The sequence below is a fragment of the Streptomyces sp. Mut1 genome, from assembly GCF_030719295.1.
In the GTDB taxonomy this organism is placed as follows: domain Bacteria; phylum Actinomycetota; class Actinomycetes; order Streptomycetales; family Streptomycetaceae; genus Streptomyces; species Streptomyces castrisilvae.
In genome coordinates, this window is sequence record NZ_CP120997.1 from 1942406 (window position 1) to 1958337 (window position 15932).

9 protein-coding genes are annotated in these 15932 nt (G+C 72.4%); 3 read left to right on the forward strand and 6 right to left on the reverse strand.

What is annotated here, in order from left to right:
- Nucleotides 1-2 precede the first annotated feature (2 nt).
- Together P8A18_RS08235 and P8A18_RS08240 are read left to right on the forward strand one after the other, a co-directional pair.
- Nucleotides 3-1091, forward strand: a complete 1089-nt coding sequence (locus P8A18_RS08235; protein ID WP_306053128.1) for a PDR/VanB family oxidoreductase — start codon at nt 3-5, stop codon at nt 1089-1091.
- A 35-nt stretch (nt 1092-1126) separates the two neighbouring features.
- Entirely contained in the window at nt 1127-1849 is a 723-nt protein-coding gene (locus tag P8A18_RS08240) for a TetR/AcrR family transcriptional regulator (RefSeq protein ID WP_306053130.1), read from the forward strand.
- A 4-nt stretch (nt 1850-1853) separates the two neighbouring features.
- Here P8A18_RS08240 and P8A18_RS08245 read toward each other — a convergent pair whose 3' ends face one another.
- The 4 genes from P8A18_RS08245 to P8A18_RS08260 form a co-directional block, all read right to left on the reverse strand.
- Nucleotides 1854-2204: a 5-carboxymethyl-2-hydroxymuconate Delta-isomerase gene (locus P8A18_RS08245; RefSeq protein ID WP_306053132.1), complete on the reverse strand. Its 351-nt coding sequence runs from the start codon at nt 2202-2204 to the stop codon at nt 1854-1856.
- 124 nt (nt 2205-2328) lie between these two features.
- Nucleotides 2329-4365, reverse strand: a complete 2037-nt coding sequence (locus tag P8A18_RS08250) for an ATP-binding protein (RefSeq protein ID WP_306060756.1) — start codon at nt 4363-4365, stop codon at nt 2329-2331.
- A 150-nt stretch (nt 4366-4515) separates the two neighbouring features.
- Nucleotides 4516-9840, reverse strand: coding sequence for a pullulanase-type alpha-1,6-glucosidase (gene pulA / locus P8A18_RS08255; RefSeq protein ID WP_306053134.1), 5325 nt, complete (start codon nt 9838-9840; stop codon nt 4516-4518).
- Between the two features lie 88 nt (nt 9841-9928).
- Nucleotides 9929-11668, reverse strand: coding sequence for a carbohydrate-binding module family 20 domain-containing protein (locus P8A18_RS08260; RefSeq protein ID WP_306053136.1), 1740 nt, complete (start codon nt 11666-11668; stop codon nt 9929-9931).
- 563 nt (nt 11669-12231) lie between these two features.
- Between P8A18_RS08260 and P8A18_RS08265 the strand changes: the two genes are divergently transcribed.
- Nucleotides 12232-13044 (forward strand): DUF8017 domain-containing protein, encoded by an 813-nt coding sequence (locus P8A18_RS08265; protein WP_306053138.1) that lies wholly within the window; start codon nt 12232-12234, stop codon nt 13042-13044.
- Nucleotides 13045-13108: 64 nt separating this feature from the next.
- Here P8A18_RS08265 and P8A18_RS08270 read toward each other — a convergent pair whose 3' ends face one another.
- A complete protein-coding gene (locus P8A18_RS08270; RefSeq protein ID WP_306053140.1) occupies nt 13109-14179 on the reverse strand; it encodes a LacI family DNA-binding transcriptional regulator in 1071 nt (356 codons plus the stop codon).
- A complete protein-coding gene (locus P8A18_RS08275) occupies nt 14164-15891 on the reverse strand; it encodes a glycoside hydrolase family 13 protein (RefSeq protein ID WP_306053142.1) in 1728 nt (575 codons plus the stop codon). Before P8A18_RS08275 ends, P8A18_RS08270 begins: the two co-directional genes overlap by 16 nt.
- Between the last annotated feature and the right edge of the window lie 41 nt (nt 15892-15932).

The window sequence follows — 15932 nt, forward strand, 5'->3', positions numbered from 1 at the left end:
CCATGCGGCGTCCCCTGTCCCTGCCCCGCCTGCGTACGGTCGCCGTGGCGACCGGAGCCGCGCTGCTCGCCCGGCGGGCATTGCGCCGGCGCGTCCGGAAGTCCCCGCTGTGGCCGCTGCCCGCGCTGGAGGAGCCCATATCCGGCCGGTCCGAGCGCCGTTCCACCACCGGGCGGCGGCTGCTGATCGCCGAGCGGACGAGCCTGGCCGACGGGGTCGTCCGACTCCGCCTGGAGGGGCCGGACCTGCCCGCCTGGGAGCCCGGGGCCCATCTGGACCTGGTGCTGCCCTCCGGCCTGGTCCGGCAGTACTCGCTGTGCGGCGACCCGGCCGACACCGGCGCCTACACCGTGGCGGCCCGGCTGGTCGAGGACGGCCGGGGCGGCTCCCGCGAGGTGCACACCGCGCTCCACGAGGGCATGGAGGTCGAGGTGCACGGCCCGCGCAACCGCTTCCCGCTCTCCGCCGCCCCCGCCCACATCCTGATCGCCGGCGGCATCGGCATCACCCCGATCCTGCCGATGGCGCGCCTGCTCGCCGCCGGGGGCGCCGACTGGCGGCTGCTGTACGGGGGCCGCAGCCGGGCCACGATGCCGTTCCTGGAGGAGATCGAGAAGCTGGGCGCCGACGGCGGCCGGGTCACGGTCGTCCCGCAGGACGAGGCGGGCCACCCGGACATCGCCGCCGCCCTCGCGGAGGCGCCCGAGGGCACGGCGGTCCACTGCTGCGGGCCGCAGCCCTTGATGGACGCGGTCGCCGCGGCCCTCCCGCCCGGCTGCGTGCTGCGCCTGGAACGGTTCTCGGCGGCGGCCACGGACCCGGCCGGTTCGGCCCCGTTCGAAGTGGAGCTGCGCCGCTCGGGCCGCACCGTCCCGGTCGCGGCGGACCAGTCGGTGCTGGCCGCCGTGCGCGCCGAACTGCCGCACGTCTCGTACTCCTGCGAACAGGGTTTCTGCGGAACGTGCCAACAGCGCGTCCTGGAGGGTGAGGTGGAGCACCGCGACGAGCTGCTGACGGACCAGGAGCGGGAGGGATCCATGCTGATCTGCGTCTCCAGGTGCCGGGGCGGCAAGCTGGTGCTGGACCTGTAACCCGGCCTTACCCACCGGTCGGTACGCTGGGGGGCATGACCACCGGGATGCGGCGCAGGATGGGCGTCGAGGAGCGCAGGCAGCAGCTGATCGGTGTCGCGCTGGAGTTGTTCAGCCGCCGGTCGCCGGACGAGGTGTCGATCGACGAGATCGCCGCGGCCGCCGGGATCTCGCGGCCGCTGGTCTACCACTACTTCCCGGGCAAGCAGAGCCTGTACGAGGCGGCGTTGCGGCGGGCGGCCGACGAGCTGGCGGGCCGGTTCGTGGAGCCGCGCGAAGGCCCCCTGGGCACGCGGCTGCTGCGGGTGATGGGCCGGTTCTTCGACTTCGTGGACGAGCACGGGCCCGGGTTCGCCGCGCTGATGCGGGGCGGCCCGGCCGTGGGCTCCTCCACGGCGAACGCGATGATCGACGGGGTGCGCCAGGCGGCCTGCGCCCAGATCCTGGCCCATCTGGACGTCGACGAGCCCCCGGCCCGGCTGGAGTTGGTCGTACGCTCCTGGGTCTCGCTCGCCGAGTCGACGGCGCTGCTCTGGCTGGACGGGCGGCGCGTGCCGAGGGCCGAGCTGGAACTGCAACTGGTGCACGACTTCGCGGCGCTGGCCGCCGTGAGCGCCGCGTACGACGAGGAGATGGCGGCCATCGTGCTGCGGGTGCTGGCGCGGGAGCCGGCGGACGGGCCGTTCGCGGACCTGCTGACGCGGCTCTCCGCACTGGGCCCCGTCGCCCCCGCCGTACCCCCGCAGCGGTTGCCGTAGCGGGTCAGAGCTTGCGGTAGGAGGGGTCCAGGTCACGCGCCTCGACCGAGAGGTGCAGGGCCGTTCCCCGGGCCGTGCGGAGGTGGCCGGCCAGCAGCTCCAGGACCGATTCGGTGAGCCTGGCCTTGATCTCCGGCGTGCGGCCGGGCAGCAGCGAGATGTCGACGTGCACGAGCGCGTCCCCCTCCGGGGCGTCCGCCACCACCGTCTCCTCGGTCCGCCGGAAGCGGGTCTTGCAGGCGGCGGCCTTGGTGTTGACGGTCTCGGCGATCAGCGGGTGCAGCGCGAGGGCGAAGGCGGGGCGGTCGAAGGCGTCGGCGAGTTCGGCCGAGTAGTCGACGGTGATCTGCGGCATGGCGGGCTCCCGGGGCGAGACGGCGGCAGAGGGACGCCGCCCAGCCTTCCCCGGCCCCGTGGGCCGGCACAACAGCGATTCACTATGTGGGCAGGGGCAGGGGCAGCGGCCCCGGGGGCGGGCGCTACATGAGCAGTTCGCCGTGCAGGGCGAGGGCCAGGCCCGCCTCCGCGCTGTCGGAGCGGCCCTGTTCGAAGGCGCGCCAGTAGGCGGCGTCGCCGACGGCCTCCCGGGCCCGCCGTTCGCAGGCCTCGCGCAGCGGCCCCAGTTCCGGGGTGCCGCGCTGCGGGTGGCCCACCATCCGCCAGTAGACCTGTCCGGTGCCGTAGACCCGGGCGGCCCTGGCCCCCTCGCCCTGGGCGGCGATGGCGGCGGCCAGGATGTCCAGGCCGAGCGCGATCCCGAAGCGGTCGCGGAGCCGGTGCTTGCCGGTGAGCATGGCGCGGGCGTGCGCGGCGGCCGGTGCGGCACGGCCCTGGAGCAGGGCGATCAGGGCGAGTTGGTAGTCGACGTAGCTGCGGGTCCAGCACTCGTCCTGGGCCTCGCAGGCGGCGCGCAGGACGACGGCCGCCTCGGCCGCCTCGTCCAGCCGGCCGAGTCCGGTGAGGGCGAAGACGGTGATCAGGTGGCAGCGCAGCCGGTAGGCCGATTCGAGCGGGGTGGCGCTCCCGGCGGTGCGCAGGACCCGCTCCGACACGCGCAGCCCCCTCTCGGGCTCGCCGGTCATCAGGTGGGTGAGGCCGCGCAGATAGGCGGCGGCGAGTACGCCCTCGTCGGTGTTGTCGGCGGCGGCCGCGCGGACGCACTCCGCGCCGATGCGCTCGGCGGCCGGGTAGTCGCCCTGGAGCAGGACGCAGATGCCGAGCACCCACAGGGCACGGGTGCGGTGCGGGCCGCCGGCCGGTCCGGTGTCCAGGGCGCGCTGGGCGTAGGAGCGGGTCTGGGGCAGGTGGCCGCAGCAGCACCAGAAGAAGCCGATGCGCCCGGCCATCTCCTGGGCGGCGGCGGGGTCGTGGGCGAGGAGGTGGTCGAGGGCGGCGCACAGGTCGGCGTGCGCGTCGGCGATGCGGTGGTACCAGAGGATCTGGTCGTCGCCGGTCCAGCCGGCGTGGGCGTTGCGGGCGAGGCGCAGGAAGCAGGCGGCGTGGCGGTCGGCGGCGGCGCGCTCCTCACCGAGTTCGGCGAGCCACATCCGGCCGTACTCGCGCAGCGTGCCGAGCATGCGGTGGCGGTCCCCGTCGCGGGCGACGACGGACTGGGCGACGAGGCCGCGCAGCGCCGTACGGACTCCGTGTGCGGTGAGCGGGCCGCCGGCGCAGACGATGGCGGCGGTGTCCGCGTCGAAGTCGCCGCGCAGCACGGTCAGCCGGGCCCACAGGAGCCGTTCGAGCGGGGTGCACAGTTCGTGGGACCAGCCGATGGTGGTGCGCAGGGTGCGGTGGCGCAGGGGACGGAGCGTGGTGTGGGCGAAGACGTCGAGGCGGGAGCCGAGCCGGTCGGCGATCTCCTGGACGGTCTGCCGGCCGGCGCCCGCGGCGGCGAGTTCGATGGCGAGCGGGATGCCTTCGAGGCGGCGGCAGATCGCGGTGGCGGCCGCGGCGGTGCCGGGGTCGTCGAGGGGGGTTGCGGGGGCGGCGGCCGAGGCCCGTTCCCGGAAGAGGGTGAGCGCGTCGGCGGTGCCGTCGACGGGCAGCGGCTCCACCTCGATCAGCTGCTCGCCCCGCAGGTCCAGGGGCCGGCGGCTGGTGGCGAGGACGGTGAGGCCGGGTGAGGTGGTGAGGATCTCGCCGAGGAGGTGGGCGCAGGAGTGGCGGAGGTGTTCGCAGGAGTCCAGGACGAGCAGGAGCTCTTTGTCGGCGAGCCATTCGCACAGCACGTCGATGGGCATGCGCAGGGTGTGGTCGCTGAGGCCGACCGCGTCGGAGACGGTGGCCAGGAGCAGTTCGTCGTCGTGCAGCGGGGAGAGGTCCGCCCACCACACGCCGTCGCGGAAGTCCGGTTCGGCGCGGCGGGCGGCGCGCAGGGCCAGCCGGGTCTTCCCGACGCCGCCGGTTCCGGTGAGCGTGGTCAGCCGGCCGGTGGCGAGGGCGTCTTCGAGCCCGGCCAGCTCCGCCTCCCGTCCGACAAAGCTGGTGGTCTCCTCGGGGATGTTGCTGACCATCGTCACCGTCGCTGCACAGGTGGAGCGGCCGGCCCCGGCCCCCGCGCGGATGCGGGGAGCCGGGGCCGGCCGGGTGGAGTGGAGGCCTGCCCGGGAGGGGCGGTGGAGCGGCACCCCCGGGCGGCTGCCCATACGGTAGTCCTGAGACGGTCAGCGCAGGGTGAACACCGCGACCGTGCGTCCCGGAACGGTGAAGCTGCCCGAACTCCTCTCATATGCCGACCGCTTGACGGTAGAATCCGCGCCCTTTGCCTGGACGGGGTGCAGGGCGTACTTCTTGCCGGCGAGTGCGGCGACCTTCTGGGTGGTGGTGCCGGGGGCGGCGTTGAGGACAACGACGAGCTTGCCGAGCCGCATGGTGATCACGCCCGGGGTCTCGTCCTTGCCGGAGAGCGGGAAGGAGAGCCGGGACTGCACCTGCGCGGTGGAGGTCAGGCCGAAGTCCTTCTCCGTGGTGCGGATGGTGAGCAGGTCGCGGTAGGCGGCCGAGGCGCCGTTGATCTGCGCGCAGCCGGGGGTGATCTTCGCGTTGGTGAGCAGCGGCCCGGCGTACGGCCACTTGTCCTCGTTGTCCGCGGCGACCGGCAGTCCGCGGCCGAAGCCGTTGCCGGCGCGGCAGTCCCAGTGCAGGGCGTTGAACCAGTCGCCGCTGTCGAAGGAGTTGCGGTCCAGCGACTTGGAGCGCAGCAGGTCGGTGCCTGCCTGGGAGAGCGCGGGGCCCTGCGAGAGGGTGGCGGTCGCCATGGCCAGGACCTGCGTGCGGGCCCGGTCCGCCGCCGACGTGCCCGCCGGGAGCTTGAAGGCGAGCGCGTCGTACAGGGTCTCGTTGTCATGGGCGTCGGCATAGGCCAGGGCGTCGCCGGGGACCGCGGCGTAGCCGGCCGGGGCCCCGTTGTAGTCGACGCCCGAACCCTTGACGGTGGCCCCGGAGGTGTCGGTGAAGGTGTAGTCGGCGAGGTTGCCGGTGAGGCCGACCTTGATCAGGTCCTGGTAGTGCAGCAGACGGGCCTTCTGCTCGGCCTTCGTGCCGTTGGCGGTGGAGGTGTTGGGGTCGGTGTAGAGGCCGGTGGCGAAGCCCTGCACGCCGGGGTCCTCGTCGAACGGGGAGCCGCCGCGTACGGCGTCGCGGGCCCGGTCGGAGAAGGTGGCGATGCCGGTGCCGGCCATGTTCTTCTGGGTGGCCTGGACGAAGCGGGCGTCGTCGGCGATCTCACCGAAGTTCCAGCCCTCCCCGTACAGGATGATCTTCTTTCCGTCGACGCCGTCCCTGGCGGGGGTCAGTGCGTCGAGGGCCTTGCGGACGGCCAGGATGTTGGCCTTGGGGTGGTGGCCCATCAGGTCGAAGCGGAAGCCGTCGACCTTGTACTCCTTGGCCCAGGTGACCACGGAGTCCACGACGAGCTTGCCCATCATGGTGTTCTCGGGCGCGGTGTTGGCGCAGCAGGTGGAGGTGGCGACGGTGCCGTCCTCCAGGAGCCGCTGGTAGTAGCCGGGCACGATCCGGTCGAGTACGGACTTGTCGTCCTGGCCGGAGGCGACGGTGTGGTTGTAGACGACGTCCATGACGGTCCGCAGCCCGGCGCCGTTGATCCCCTGCACCATCTGCCGGAACTCGACGGTGCGCCTGGTGCCGTCCGGGTCGGAGGCGTAGCTGCCCTCGGGGACGGTGTAGTGCAGCGGGTCGTAGCCCCAGTTGAAGGCGTCCTTGGCGGCGGCCTTCGCCACGCAGGCCTGCTGCTCGGCGGAGTCGGGGGCGTAGACGGACAGGTCGCAGGCCGGCTCGGCCTGGTCCTTCTTCCTCTCGGGGATGGTGCCGATGTCGAAGGCGGGCAGCAGGTGGACGTAGCCGGTGCCGGCGTCGGCGAGCTGCCTCAGGTGCTTCATTCCGTCGGAGCGGGTGTCGGTGAAGGCGAGGTATTCGCCGGGGTGCCGGGAGGTGGGGTCCGCGATGGAGAAGTCACGGATCTGGAGTTCCTGGATCTGCGCGTCGCGCAGCGGCTCGGCGGCCGGCTTGCGCAGCGTGTCCCAGCCCTTGGGGGCGAGCTTCCGGTCCTCCAGGTCCACGACGAGGCTGCGGGCCGAGTCGGTGGTCAGGGCGGTGGAGTAGGGGTCGGTGACCTTGTTGGTGACGAGCTTCTGGACGGTGGGCGCCCAGACGTCCACGACGTACCGGTAGGGCTTGCCCGTCCAGTTCTTCTTCCCGGTGACGGACCAGACGCCGGTGCGGTCGTCGCGCCGCATGGCGACGGACTTTCCGTCGAGTTCGAGCGAGACGGTACGGGCGGTGGGCGCCCAGACGGAGAGCGTCGGGGTGCCGTCGCGGAAGACCGGGCCGAGCGCGGCGTTCTTCGCCTTCGCCCCGTAGAGGTCGTCGAGCACTCCGGCGCTCTGCACCCCGGTGGCGGCGAGCAGGGCGCCGTTGGCGGCGCGCTGGGTGGCGATCAGCTGGCCGCGCAGGGCCTCGCGGACCCTGTCCCGGTCACGGGCGTCCACGGTGAAGGCGGGGTAGTCCTTGAGGTGCGGGTACTTCGCCTTCTGGGCGTCGCTCAGCGCGGAGGGGGTGAGCCGCAGCCACTGGCCCTCGTCGCTCAGCGCCCCGTCCACGACGGAGATGCCGCCCTTCTTCGCGTAGACGAGCTGCTGGCTGGTGGCCTCGGTGGCCTTCACCTTCCAGACGACGGTGTCCGCGTCGATCCACTGCGCCTCGGCCTTGGTGAGGTCGGGTGCGGGGACGCCGCCGGCCTGCGGGAGCAGGTAGCCGGCCGTGCCGCCGAGCAGCCAGACCTCGTGGCCGTGGCTCGCGATGTCGAGCGCCTGATCACTGGGCAGGTCCTTCTCGTCGCCCCGGTGCAGGATGTAGCTGAGCGAGGTGGCGCCGTCGGTGAGCGGGACCTCGAAGGTGAGCCCGGAGGCGTCCTGCTTCACCGGCTGGAGCGGCTTGGCCCAGTCGGTGGGCTCCTTCGCGCCGGTCCAGGTGTGCAGCCCCCAGCCGTCGTAGTCGCCGTCGGCCCGGTAGTAGTGCAGGACGGCCTTGCCGGTGTCCTGGTCGGGGTAGGCGTCGTCGGGGGCGGTTTCGGCCTGGCCGTCCTTGCCCTGCCCGATCCAGACCTGGCCGGTCCTGGCGAGGTCGACGGCGCGCTCGGGCCCGTCGGCGGTGCCGGACTTCTCGACGGTGTACGGGACGGAGGTGGCGTCCTCGGGGACCTTGACCCAGGCGAACGCGCCGTAGGCGTCCCGCCCGGTGAAGTCCGCGGTGGCCTCGCCGGACCTGAGCTGCCAGCCGTCGTAGTCGCCGTCGGGGCGCTGGTAGTGGACGACGGCGTAGTCGCGCTCGACGGCGACGGGCTTGGCGGGTGCGGGTGCCTGCCCGGCGGTGGAGGAGGCGAGGGCGCTCGCGGTGCGGCCGGTGCGGTCGACCACGACGGCCTTGTAGTGCAGGGGCGTTCCGGCGGCCGTGTCGTCGCTCAGGGTCTGGGTGACCTTGTACGGGGCGTGGTCGGCGGTGCCGAGGGTCGTCCACTTGCCGTTGCCGGTCCGGGCGGCGAAGACGACCCGGTTGAGGGAGCCGCCGGAGACGTCGGCGGTCAGTTCGACGGTGCCGGTGGCGCCGGCGGCCGGTGCCTTCAGGGAGACCCTGGGCTTCGCGGCGGGGGTGCCCAGGGGCTTCGCGGCGCGGAGCACGATGCTCGACAGGGCCGGGACGGTGACCTCGATCTTCTTGTCGGCGCCGCTGCGGACGGTGCCGGAGCCGCCGTACAGGGTGCGGAAGTCCATCCGGGCGGACTCGGTGGGCAGCTCGACGGTCTTCGCCCTGTCGCCGTTGTTGGTGGCGACGACGTACTCGTTGCTGTGCTTCGGGTCCGTACGGGAGAAGGCGTAGACGGAGCCCTCGGCGTACCGCTCGGTCTGCACGCCGTCGCGCAGCGCGGGGTTCTTCGCGGTCAGCTCGGAGAGGGCGGCGATGTTGCGGTAGAGCGGGTGCCCGGTGTCGTACGCGTCGGAGGCGTGCGTCCGGTCGGTGCCCAGCTGGTCGTCGTCGAGGTAGTCGGCGGTCTTCGAGGCGAACATCGTCTGGCGGGCGTCCTTGTCGCCGCCGGCGCCCGTGAAGCCCTGCTCGTCGCCGTAGTAGACGACGGGGTTGCCCCGGCTGAGGAACATCAGCTCGTTGGCGAGTCGGGCGCGCTTCACCAGCTCCGCGTCACCGGCCTTCGGGTTGTCCTGCTCCAGGAAGGTCCCGATGCGGCCCATGTCGTGGTTGCCGAGGAAGGTCACCTGTTCGTAGGCGTTGGCCTTGTCGGTGGTGTAGCGGTAGTCGTCGGCGAAGACGGCGGCGAGCTTCGATGCCGGGGCGCCCTGCGAGGCGTACTGGCGGGCCGCCTCCTGGAAGGGGAAGTCGAGCGTGGCGTCCAGCCGGCCCTGGGTGACGTAGGGCGCGGTGACGGCGGTGTCGGAGGAGTAGACCTCGCCGAACATGAAGAAGTCCTTGCGCCCGTGCCGGGCCGCGTACGCGTCGAGCGCGGTCGCCCACTGGGTCCAGAAGTCCATGTCGACGTGTTTGACGGTGTCGATCCGGAACCCGTCGATCCGGAAGTCCCGGACCCACTTCTCGTAGATCTTCTCCATGCCGGAGACGACCTCGGGCCGCTCGGTCCACAGGTCGTCCAGACCGGAGAAGTCGCCGTACGTGGTGGACTCGCCGGCATAGGTGGAGTCACCGCGGTTGTGGTACATCGTCGGGTCGTTGAGCCAGGACGGCGTCTTGCCACCGCCGGTCACCGGCTTGTACGGGAACGAGTCGGCGTCCACCCGCGCCATGCCCGCGCTGTCGTCGAAGGGGCGGCCGTCGCGGTCGAGGTAGGGGTAGGCGCCCTTGGACCTGTAGCCGTAGGTCTTCTCGGCGTAGTCGACGGTGTCGGCGGTGTGGTTGGTGATGACGTCGAAGAAGACCTTCATGCCCTTGCGGTGGGCCTTGTCGATCAGCTTCGTCAGGTCGGCGTTGGTGCCGAAGTGCGGGTCGACCTGGGTGAAGTCGGTGATCCAGTAGCCGTGGTAGCCGGCCGACGCGTCCTCGCCCGTGCCCTGGACGGGCCGGTTCTTGAAGATCGGCGCGAGCCAGATGGCGGTGGTGCCGAGCCCCTTGACGTAGTCGAGCCTGTTCGTGAGCCCCTTGAGGTCGCCGCCCTGGTAGAACCCCTTGTCGGTGGGGTCGTACCCGGTCTCCAGCCGGGAGCCGGTCAGCCCGCCGCGGTCGTTGCGGGTGTCCCCGTTGGCGAACCGGTCGGGCATGACGAAGTAGAACTGCTCGCGGGTCAGGTCGTGCCGGGTGGCCTGGGCGGCCAGCTCGGCGTCCGAGGGCGCGGCGGGCGGCCGGGCCGCGGCGGCGGGCAGTGCGGGCACCAGGGCCGCGCACAGGGCGGCCGCGACGACGGCGGGCACCGTTCTTCGCGCGGGCACGCGCGGGGACGGACGTTTCACTCGGACTCTCCTCGGAGGGGTACGGGGGTGTGCGGGGCCGGACGGGCCGCAGGGGGACGGCCCGTCCGGCGGGTGGGGGGCGGGAGGATCAGCCGCGCCAGACGTCCGAGGTCAGCGTGACCTTGCCGGAGGAGGGCACCGTGGCCGTGCGGTTGGCACCGCTCTCCCAGGTGACGTTGCCGCTCGCGTCCTTGCGGATGTACTTGTACTCGAACGAGGTCCCGGCGGGCAGGCCGACGTCGAGCTTCCACACCGGGTAGGAGGCCGGGTCGAGCTTCAGCGCGCTGTCGGTGTTCCAGTTGCCGAGGGCGGACTGGTTGCCGGTGACGAAGATGTTCTGGCCGAGCTGCGTGGTGGCGTTGACGCCGAAGGAGGCGCCGGAGGTGCCCGTACCGGGCTCGGTCGGGTCCGTGGGGTCGGTCGGGTCCGTCGGGTCCGTCGAGCCGCCGCCGCAGGTGCGGGCTCCGGTGTGCAGGGCCAGCGCGGTGTTGGCGCCCAGGGTGGCGGTGAACTGGCCGGAGCCGTTGACCGTGACGCCGTTGCCGGACTGGACGTCGCAGTAGTCGCCGGCGGGCAGCGAGGTCTGGAACGTACGGGTCAGCGAGGAGCCCTCGTGGTTGATCGCGACGTATGCCTTGGAGCCGCGGCCGAAGGCGATCCGGTTGCCGCCGTCGTCCCACCAGTTACTGACGGACTCGCCGCTCGCGGTGTTGCGGAAGCCGACCATGGAGGAGATCTCGCGCCAGGCGTGCTGGCACTTCCAGCCGTCGCTGTAGCAGGCGTTCACCGTGCCGCCGTTGGGCGGGCCCGCGTCCTTGTCGGACCACTCGTAGCCGGAGTGGACGTCGGGCGAGCCGTAGGGCCAGGCCAGCATGAAGACACTGGCGAGCGTGTAGTTGGCGCCGTCCTTGTAGTTCAGCGTCTCGCCGTTGCGCTCGGTGTCGTGGTTGTCGACGAAGACCGCGGCCTTCGAGGAGGACATGAAGCCCCAGCCCTCGCCGAAGTTCTTCAGGTTGGCGAGGCTCTCGTTGTTGAGGACCTGCTTGAGGCTGCGGGCGTACCGGAACTCCTGGACGTCACCGGTGCCGGCGTACTCGTCGGGCGACACGGCCTCGCCCGCGCCGTAGATCGCCTCCTGCTTCCAGTAGACGCCGGAGTCGGTCAGCCGGGACTTGATGTCGGCGAGGTCCTCGGCGGGCATGTGCTTGGCCGCGTCGATGCGGAAGCCGTCCACGCCGAGCGAGAGCAGGTCGTTGAGGTAGCCGGCGATCCTGCCCCGGACGTAGTCCTCACCCGTGTCCAGATCGGCCAGGCCGACGAGCTCGCAGTGCTGGACGTTGTACCGGTCCCCGTAGTTGTTGATCTGCGAGGTGCAGTCGTCCATGTCGGGCGCCGAGTACAGCCCGGGGTAGTCGTACTTCGTGTACGAGGAGCCGCCGGTGCCGGTGCCCGAGCCCGACGACATGTGGTTGATGACCGAGTCGGCCACGACCTTGACGCCCGCGCCGTGACAGGTGTTCACCATGTTGGCGAAGGAGCTCCGGTCGCCGAGCCGTCCGGCGATCTTGTAGCTGACCGGCTGGTACGAGGTCCACCACTCGCCGCCCTGGATGTGCTCCTGCGGCGGTGAGACCTGGACGAAGCCGTACCCGGCCGGACCGAGCGTGTCGGTGCACGCCTTGGCGACGGAGTCGAACTTCCACTCGAACAGGACGGCGGTGACGTCCTTACCGCCCGGGGCGGAAGCCTCGGCCGTCGTGGCGGGGACCACGAGGGCAGCGGCTCCCGCGATCAGGGCGAGCGCGGCAGACAAGGGTCTGCTGGCCATGTTTCCTCCTGCGGTGGGGGAAATGCGGGTGACGGTTCAGCCTCATACGGCAACGCGCCCTGCCCTCAAGGCTCCTGAAGGTTCTTGCTGCAAGAATGCAAACCTTGCCGCGGGGAGACCGTACGAGCCCGCCAGGTCCCGGTCAACCCTTTGGACATCCCCTGCTCACATCCGCGAAATACCGCAGATTTCTTCCTGCAAGGACTTACGCAAGACATTGCAGCGCTGTTAAGTTTCTCCCGACTCCGGTCCGGTCGGCCGGGGGTCCCGCTTACCCCGGGCCCCACGCGCCCGGCCGGCCGGGCCGGTCGAAGACAAGAGAGGCACCGGCGGTCACCTCCCCGCCGGCCCGTCCGGGCCGACCTCCGGTGCCTCTCCTGCGACCGTTCCCGACCCGCCCCTGAGCCGTCCGGCCCGAGCGGCTCCCCTTAGGCTCGACCTCCATGTGGCAAGGACAGCAGTCGCCCCCCGGCCGGCCGAACCCGCAAGGCGGGCAGCACAGTTCGGACCCCGTACAGCCCGGCCGCGAAAGCCCCGACCGGCACACCGCGCCCACGGTCGGCATGGCCGTTCCCGAACCGCCCCGCCGCCCCCGCAGCCTGATCACGGTCGCCGTCGTGGCCGCTTCCCTGGCCGTCGTCGTGGCCTGCGGGGTGATCGGTTTCCGGGTCCTCAGCGACGACGGGAACGACGAGGCGGGCCCGCAGCCGGCCCCGACGGGCTCCCCGAGCCCCCAGGGCACGGCCCGGTCGACGACCGGGGGCGGCTCGGGCCCCCTCGTCGCCGGCTGGAAGACGGTGACCAACGCCAAGCGCGGCATCACCTTCGACGTGCCCGCCTCCTGGGCCCGGAAGTCCGCGGACTGGGTGAGCTACGTGGCGGAGGACGACGACCCCGAGGAGAAGCCGCTGGTCGGGATGATGGCACCGGCGGTACTCAAGGAGAAGTGGTGCACGTCCGACGACGACAAGGACGGCACCGCGGACAACTACGCGCTCGCCTCGACGGGCACCACCGGGGAACAGGGCTCCAAGAGCGCCGCCGCGGCCGCCGAGGACACCGCCAGGACCTGGGTCTACGGCCTCTACACCCAGCCCGACCGCTCCCGCCTCACGGTCGGTGAGCCCGAGCCGTTCCGGACGGAGAGCGGCGTCGAGGGCAGCCTCGTGACCGTCACCTCGTCCGGGACGCCGAAGAAGGGAAAGTGCGACACCGACGGCAAGGCGGTGACGTTCGCCTTCAAGAACGCGAAGGGCGCGTTCGTGTCCTGGACCTACGTCGGCGCGCACGGCGTGCCCGACGAGGTGTCCGACGCCACGATCCGCGAGATCCTCGGCACGGTGCGCCTCTTCAAGGAGGGCGACGGGCAGGACTGAGGCGGACCGCCCCCGGGCGCGGGGCCGGCCCCCTCCGGCCGGCCCTTCACGCGTCCCGGCCGCCTCACGCGCTCCGCAGCGCCGCCGTGGAACCCCGTACGACCAGCTCCGGCTGGAACACGTACTCCGTGCGCTGGACGGGGCTGCCGCCGATCTCCTCCAGCAGGGCGCCCACCGCGGCCGCCGCCATCGCCTGGACGGGCTGGCGCACCGTGGTCAGCGGCGGGTCGGTGAAGGCGATGAGCTGGGAGTCGTCGAAGCCCACCACGGAGACGTCGCGCGGCACGTCCAGACCGCGGTCCCGGGCGGCGCGGACCACACCCAGCGCCATCAGGTCGCTGCCGCAGACGATGCCGGTGCACCCCTGGTCGAGCAGGGCGCCGGCCGCGACCTGGCCGCCCTCGACGCTGAACAGCGTGGAGCAGACCAGGAGTTCGGCCTCCTCGCGGCCCAGGCCCAGCACGGAGACCGCGGCGTCCACGAAGCCGTCCCGCTTGCGGCGGGAGGGGACGTAGCGCTGCGGTCCGATGGCGAGGCCGACCCGGCGGTGGCCGAGTTCGGCGAGATGGCTCACGGCCATCCGCACGGCGGCGGTGTCGTCGGGCGAGACGAACGGGGCGCTGATCCGCTCGTTGTAGCCGTTGATCAGGACGAACGGCACTCCGCGCTCGGTCAGCGCGGCGTAGCGCGCCGGGTCGGCGGAGGTGTCGGCGTGCAGTCCGGAGAGGAAGACGATGCCGCCGACGCCGCGTTCGACGAGCTGCTCGACGAGTTCGTCCTCGGTGGCGCCGCCGGGCAGCTGGGTGCAGAGGACCGGCGTGTAGCCGTGGCCGGCGAGCACCTGTTCCACGGACTGGGCGAACGCCGGGAAGATCGGGTTGGTGAGCTCGGGGGTCACCAGCCCGATCAGCCCGGCGCTGCGCTGCCGCAGCCGTACGGGGCGCTCGTATCCGAGGATGTCGAGCGCCGCGAGCACCCGCTGGCGCGTGGTGTCCGCGACGCCCGGCTTGCCGTTGAGGACCCGGCTGACGGTCGCCTCGCTGACGGATGCCTGGCCCGCGATGTCCGACAGCCTGAGCGCGCCGCCCGCGCCGGGGCCCCGTGGCAGGGGGACGGTCGTCACACCGTCCACCACACCGTGGTGTCCGCGGGGATCTCGACCGTGTCGCCATCGGCCTCGACCGGGGTGCTGGAGAGCAGCACGGTGCCCTGGACGGGGATACGGACCGGCTGACCGGTCGTGTTGACGGTGCAGACGAAGCCGGGGCGGGCGAAGGACAGCAGCCCCTCGGGGGCGTCCAGCCACCGCACGTCGGCGCCGGCCCCGAGACCGGTGTGGGCCCGGCGGGCGGCGATCGCGGCCCGGTACAGCTCCAGGGTGGAGCCGGCCGTGCCGGTCTGCGCCTCGACGCTCAGCTCGCCCCAGCCCGCGGGCTGCGGAAGCCAGCTGCCGCCCGCGCCGAAGCCGTACGAGGAGCCCTCGCGGGTCCACGGGATCGGGACGCGGCAGCCGTCGCGGAAGCCGTCCTGGCCCTCGGCGCGGAAGAACGACGGGTCCTGGCGGGCCTCGTCGGGCAGGTCGGTGACGTCGGGCAGGCCGAGTTCCTCGCCCTGGTAGACGTAGGCGGAGCCGGGCAGCGCCAGCATCAGCAGGGTGGCGGCGCGGGCCCGGCGCAGGCCCAGCCCGCGGTCGCCGGCGGTACGGATCTGGGTGCCGAGCCCCGCCGGGTTGGCGAAGCGGGTGGCGTGCCGGGTGACGTCGTGGTTGGAGAGCACCCAGGTGGTGGGGGCGCCGACCGGCCGCATGGCGTCGAGCGAGACGTCGATGACCTCGCGGAGCGCGGCGGCGTCCCAGGCGGTGGCCAGGTACTGGAAGTTGAACGCCTGGTGCATCTCGTCGGGGCGCACGTAGTTGGCGGTGCGCTCGACGGTCGGCGTCCACGCCTCGGCGACCGCGATGCGCCCGCCCGTCGCCCGGACCCGCCCGTCCGACGAAGGCGCTCCGGGCCCCATCGTGTCGGGGTACTCGTCCAGGATGGTGCGCCAGCTGCGGTAGATCTCGTGCACCCCGTCCTGGTCGAAGAACGGCATGACATCGTTTCCGAGCAGCTTGAGCTGGTCGTGGGTGCCGAGGTCGGGCAGCCCCTCGGCCTTGACGAGGCCGTGCGCGACGTCGACGCGGAAGCCGTCGACACCCATGTCGAGCCAGAAGCGCAGGATCGAGCGGAACTCGTCGGCGACGGCCGGGTGCTCCCAGTTGAAGTCGGGCTGCTCGGGCGCGAAGAGGTGGAGGTACCACTCGCCGGGGGTGCCGTCCGGGTCGGTGGTCCGGGTCCAGGCGGGGCCGCCGAAGATGGACTCCCAGTCGTTGGGCGGGAGTTCGCCGTCGGCGCCCTTGCCGGGGCGGAAGTGGTAGCGGTCGCGCAGGGCGGAGCCGGGGCCCTCGGCGAGCGCGCGCTTGAACCACTCGTGCTGGTCGGACGAGTGGTTGGGCACCAGGTCGACGATGATCCGCAGGCCCAGGTCGTGGGCGTCGCGGATCAGCGCGTCGGCGTCCAGCAGGGTGCCGAACATCGGGTCGATGGCCCGGTAGTCGGCGACGTCGTAGCCCGCGTCGGCCTGCGGGGAGGCGTAGAACGGGCTGAGCCAGACCGCGTCCACGCCGAGGTCCTTGAGGTACGGGAGCCGGGCGGTGACGCCCGCGAGGTCGCCCATGCCGTCGCCGTTGCCGTCGGCGAAGCTGCGCGGATAGACCTGGTAGATCACCGCGTCCTGCCACCAGCCGGTGGGGTGGCCCGTGGCTTCGTCGGACGTGCCGGTGGAGGGGGCAGCGAGGTGCTGGGTCATGTCGTCCCTGGGGTGTCTGGGTGGGGAGTGGCGCCGGGACC

What these genes read in the sequence shown, in the direction of transcription:
- P8A18_RS08235 (WP_306053128.1), top strand. Translation starts at nt 3, where the DNA reads ATGCGGCGTCCCCTGTCCCTGCCCCGCCTGCGTACGGTCGCCGTGGCG.
- P8A18_RS08240 (WP_306053130.1), top strand. Translation starts at nt 1,127, where the DNA reads ATGACCACCGGGATGCGGCGCAGGATGGGCGTCGAGGAGCGCAGGCAG.
- P8A18_RS08245 (WP_306053132.1), bottom strand. Translation starts at nt 2,204, where the DNA reads ATGCCGCAGATCACCGTCGACTACTCGGCCGAACTCGCCGACGCCTTC.
- P8A18_RS08250 (WP_306060756.1), bottom strand. Translation starts at nt 4,365, where the DNA reads ATGGTCAGCAACATCCCCGAGGAGACCACCAGCTTTGTCGGACGGGAG.
- P8A18_RS08260 (WP_306053136.1), bottom strand. Translation starts at nt 11,668, where the DNA reads ATGGCCAGCAGACCCTTGTCTGCCGCGCTCGCCCTGATCGCGGGAGCC.
- P8A18_RS08265 (WP_306053138.1), top strand. Translation starts at nt 12,232, where the DNA reads ATGGCCGTTCCCGAACCGCCCCGCCGCCCCCGCAGCCTGATCACGGTC.
- P8A18_RS08275 (WP_306053142.1), bottom strand. Translation starts at nt 15,891, where the DNA reads ATGACCCAGCACCTCGCTGCCCCCTCCACCGGCACGTCCGACGAAGCC.